Genomic DNA, 4,561 nt, shown 5'->3' on the forward strand with positions numbered 1-4,561 from the left:
CTCGTATATCGCGCTCTACGCGCGTCGTCGGCCCCGTCGCCGCCGCCGCACTGCTCGCCGCCGGCCTGACCGGCCTGGCCTCCGGATCCGCCGGCGCCTCCCCCACAGCCGACGGCCCGTCAGCGCAGCCGCTCCGCCTCTCCGCCTCCCAGCGGGCCGAGCTGATCCGCGAGGCGAACACCACCACCGCCAGGACCGCCACCTCGTATATCGCGCTCTACGCGCGTCGTCGGCCCCGTCGCCGCCGCCGCACTGCTCGCCGCCGGCCTGACCGGCCTGGCCTCCGGATCCGCCGGCGCCTCCCCCACAGCCGACGGCCCGTCAGCGCAGCCGCTCCGCCTCTCCGCCTCCCAGCGGGCCGAGCTGATCCGCGAGGCGAACACCACCACCGCCAGGACCGCCACCGAACTGGGCCTCGGCGCCCAGGAGAAGCTGATCGTCCGCGATGTGGTCAAGGACGCCGACGGCACCGTCCACACCCGTTACGAGCGCACCTACGCCGGACTGCCCGTCCTCGGCGGCGACCTCGTCGTGCACGAGACCAAGGCGGGCAAGTCGGCGGGTGTTTCCCGGGCGACCAGAGCCGCCATCAAGGTCTCCTCCACCACCCCCGCCCTCGGCACGGCCGCCGTCCAGCAGAAGGCGCTCACCGCCGCCAAGGGCGCGGGCGCCGCGAAGGCCACGGCCGACCAGGCGCCGCGCAAGGTGATCTGGGCGGCGAGCGGCAAGCCGGTACTCGCCTACGAGACGGTCGTCGGCGGCCTCCAGGACGACGGCACCCCCAGCCAGCTGCACGTCGTCACCGACGCCACGACCGGCGAGAAGCTCTCGCAGTGGCAGGCCGTCAAGACCGGCACGGGCAACAGCGAGTACAGCGGCAAGGTGACCCTCGGGACCACCAAGTCCGGCTCGACGTACCAGCTCAGCGACTCCGCCCGGGGCGCCCACAAGACCTACAACCTCGCCCACAAGACCTCGGGCAAGGGCACGCTCCTCACCGACACGGACGACGTGTGGGGCAACGGGCTGGCCTCCAACGCCCAGACCGCGGCCGTCGACGCGCACTACGGCGCCGCTGTCACCTGGGACTTCTACAAGAACGTGCTGGGCCGCAACGGCATCAAGAACGACGGTGTGGCCTCCTACAGCCGCGTCCACTACGGCAACGCCTACGTCAACGCGTTCTGGGACGACGGCTGCTTCTGCATGACGTACGGCGACGGGACCGGCAACAACGACCCGCTGACCTCGCTGGACGTCGCCGGGCACGAGATGTCGCACGGTCTGACGGCGGCCACCGCCAACCTCCAGTACAGCGGTGAGTCCGGCGGCCTCAACGAGGCCACCTCGGACATCTTCGGCACCTCGGTGGAGTTCTACGCCAAGAACGCCACCGACGTCGGTGACTACCTCATCGGCGAGAAGATCGACATCAACGGCGACGGCACCCCGCTGCGCTACATGGACAAGCCGAGCAAGGACGGCGGATCCAAGGACGCCTGGTCCTCCGGCCTCGGCAACCTCGACGTGCACTACTCGTCGGGCCCGGCCAACCACTTCTTCTACCTGCTCTCGGAGGGCAGCGGCGCCAAGACCATCAACGGCGTCAGCTACAACTCGCCCACCTCGAACGGCTCCACGGTCACCGGCATCGGCCGCGACAAGGCCGTGCAGATCTGGTACAAGGCCCTCACCACGTACATGACCTCCACGACCAACTACGCGGGCGCCCGCACCGCCACGCTCAACGCGGCGAGCGCGCTCTACGGCGCGAGCAGCGCCGAGTACAAGGCCGTGAACGCGGCCTGGGCCGCGGTCAACGTCAGCTGACCCCGGCACCCGGACAGTAGAGGCGGGCGCTCACCCCGAAGGGGGCGGGCGCCCGCCTCGCCGTGTCAGAGACCCGTGCCCCGCATCGGCGCACCACCGAGGAGGCTGCCGAGCAGATGGCCCGCGAACTCCAGACCCTTCTGCTCACGGGGTGTCAGGTCGTTGGGCCCGTCGGTGGGGAGGGCGGTCGCGGTACCCGCGGTGAGGCAGACCGCGGCGGAGAGGCCGGCGAGGACGACGGCGAGACGACGGAGCATGGGGGTTCCTTGGCTGGTGGACGAGCCGGCGTGCGGCTGGACGCCTACGACTCTCGCCAATGCGCGACGCCCGACGCGGGAGGCGGGGCGGAGGGGTGCCCCGATCGGCTGAGCGGACGGCGCCCGTGGCGCGCGGGTGTGGGGAAGGTCTCCTCCGCGACCGGGCGCCGCGGGCGTACCCTCATGGCATGACTCTTCTGGTGATGCGCCGACACGTGGACTACGTGCGCGTCACCAGCATGAGCTGTCGCCCGCAGGACTGACCCTCGCGGCCTTCGAGGCCATGGCCCGGCCCGGCTCTTCGCCCGCCCCGGCCCCTGCCCTTCGCCCACGGTCCTGTCGCGGTCCCCCGGTTCCGGCGCACCCATACGCCCTTCCGTCCCGGCCGTCCTCCCGCCAACCCCGGGAACAGGACCTCCGTACATCCCGGAACGGAAACGGAACCGCTCATGTCCAGCATCACCCTGCTTCCCACCTCCCTGCCCGTGGTCGACCTCTCGCAGGCGGACGACCCGGCCACGCGTGACGCCTTCCGCGAAGGGCTGCACCGAGCGGCTCGCGACACCGGGTTCTTCCATCTCACCGGGCATGGCGTCGACGCCGCCGAGTTCACCCGCATACTCCGGCTGACCAGGGAGTTCTTCGCGCTGCCGGAGGCCGATCGGCTCGCCCTGAGCAATCTGCGCTCGCCGCACTTCCGCGGCTACACGCGCATCGGCCACGAGCTGACCGGTGGGCGTTCGGACTGGCGAGACCAACTGGACGTCGGGGCCGAGCGGCCGGTGCCGGTGGTCGGCCCGGACGACCCGGCGTACCGCTGGCTGGAGGGGCCGAACCAGTGGCCCGACGCGCTGCCGGAGCTGCGGACGGTCGTGCTCGACTGGCAGGACCGGCTGGCGGCCGTGGCGCACCGGCTGCTCCAGGAGCTGCTGGCCTCGATCGGTGCCCCGGCCGACTTCTTCGACGCGGCCTTCGCGGAGCGACCGCATCTGCACACCAAGCTGATCCGCTACCCCGGCAGCGCGCCGGAGGGCGACGGCCAGGGCGTCGGCGCCCACAAGGACTACGGCTTCCTCACCCTGCTGCTCCAGGACTCGGTGGGCGGGCTCCAAGTCCGGCTCGGGGACGGCTTCGTGGACGTGCCGCCGCTGCCCGGCGCGTTCGTCGTCAACCTCGGGGAACTCCTGGAGATCGCGACCGAGGGGTATCTGTCCGCGACCGACCACCGGGTGGTGTCGCCGCCCGGAGCGGTCGAGCGGTACTCGGTGCCGTTCTTCTACAACCCGCGTCTGGACGCCCGCGTGGAGACGGTTCCCGGCGACTATCTGGCGCACGCGCCGGGAGTGGCGCACAGCGCGGACAACCCGCTGCACGCCGAGTACGGCCGCAACGAGCTCAAGGGGTGGCTGCGCGCCCATCCGCAGGTGGCGCGGCTGCACCACCCGGAGCTCGCGGGCTGAGCGCCGGGCGCGTTTCGGGGCGCCGTCCTCCCGCGGTCGGCGGCGCCCCGGAGGGAACGGGGCCGTCTGCTCGGGGATAGACGGCCCGGCTCCGACTCCAGCTTGCGCCGTACTTCCGGGAAAAGCACGGGGTGTGCGACCACTTAAAGTGGCCAATTCGGCTGCGCCAGGGCGCTCTGTGGAGGCCGGGGCGGATGGGACGGACGTGGTCACGTGGCGTAATCGCGTGGCCTTGCCAGGGTGACGGAGGTGTCGGCACCGGCCCCTAGGCGGTTCGGCACATCCTTCCGGCGTGCGTCAGCCGCCGACGAACTCCTCGGCCCCGTAGCGCACCTCCGCCTTCTTCCAGTCGACGCCCAGCTCGGCCACGAACTTCCGGGCGAGCGCGAGGTCGGCGAGGGGGGCGATGAGGATGAGGCGGCCGTCGCGGGCGGTGACCGAGCCGCCGCCGAGTTCGTCACGGGCCTCGGGGTCCGCCAGGAGCGCGTCGTGGAGCTTGCGCGAGGTCACTCCGCCCGCCTCGATGTCGACCGCGTTGGTCTCGCGCGAGGTACGCGGGAGGTGGCGGAAGGTCAGCACGGACTCCTGCCGGTACTGCTTGCGGATGACGTCAGCGAGGTGGTGCAGCCCCGCCGCGCTCACGTGGTTGACGTCGAACTCGCGCGAGCGCTCGTACGTGGCCTGCTTGAGGCCGGAGGACCAGAAGACACCGTCGAGCAGCGTCGAGCGGCCCGCCCGCGCCCCCTGGGCGCGGATGATCTCCCGGACCTCGCGGTCGAAGCGCACCAGCCGCGTCCTGAGGCGGGGGTCGGCGGGGTCGGTGATGGTGGCGGTGTTGTCCGTGGCGAAGATCTCGGCCGTCGCCGTGGTGTGTCCCGCCCCGCCCGGGGACGGGGCCGAGGCCGTCGCCGTGCCCGCGCCCACCACCACGAAGGTCAGCGCGCCGATCGCCGCCAGTGCCGCGGCAGGCAACGTTTGCCCCGTCGCGACGACCGGCACGCACTCTCGCCGCAC

Annotated in this window: 4 protein-coding genes; 2 read left to right on the top strand and 2 right to left on the bottom strand. The window is 72.0% G+C overall.

What is annotated here, in order from left to right; translation table 11 throughout:
* Positions 1–207: 207 nt before the first annotated feature.
* The gene (locus ACJA3G_RS30910; protein WP_406556345.1) at positions 208–1,830 is read left to right on the top strand and encodes a M4 family metallopeptidase; all 1,623 of its coding nucleotides are present in this window, start codon (positions 208–210) and stop codon (positions 1,828–1,830) included.
* A gap of 65 nt (positions 1,831–1,895) precedes the next feature.
* Here the strand turns inward: ACJA3G_RS30910 and ACJA3G_RS30915 are convergent, their stop codons facing one another.
* Positions 1,896–2,087 (bottom strand): hypothetical protein, encoded by a 192-nt coding sequence (locus tag ACJA3G_RS30915; protein ID WP_406556342.1) that lies wholly within the window; start codon positions 2,085–2,087, stop codon positions 1,896–1,898.
* 449 nt (positions 2,088–2,536) lie between these two features.
* Between ACJA3G_RS30915 and ACJA3G_RS30920 the strand changes: the two genes are divergently transcribed.
* Positions 2,537–3,547, top strand: a complete 1,011-nt coding sequence (locus tag ACJA3G_RS30920) for an isopenicillin N synthase family dioxygenase (RefSeq protein WP_406556343.1) — start codon at positions 2,537–2,539, stop codon at positions 3,545–3,547.
* Between the two features lie 297 nt (positions 3,548–3,844).
* Here the strand turns inward: ACJA3G_RS30920 and ACJA3G_RS30925 are convergent, their stop codons facing one another.
* Complete coding sequence (locus tag ACJA3G_RS30925; protein ID WP_406556344.1) at positions 3,845–4,561, bottom strand: hypothetical protein; 717 nt, start codon at positions 4,559–4,561, stop codon at positions 3,845–3,847.

It is taken from the genome of Streptomyces sp. YS-3 (assembly GCF_045257485.1).
GTDB lineage: Bacteria > Actinomycetota > Actinomycetes > Streptomycetales > Streptomycetaceae > Streptomyces.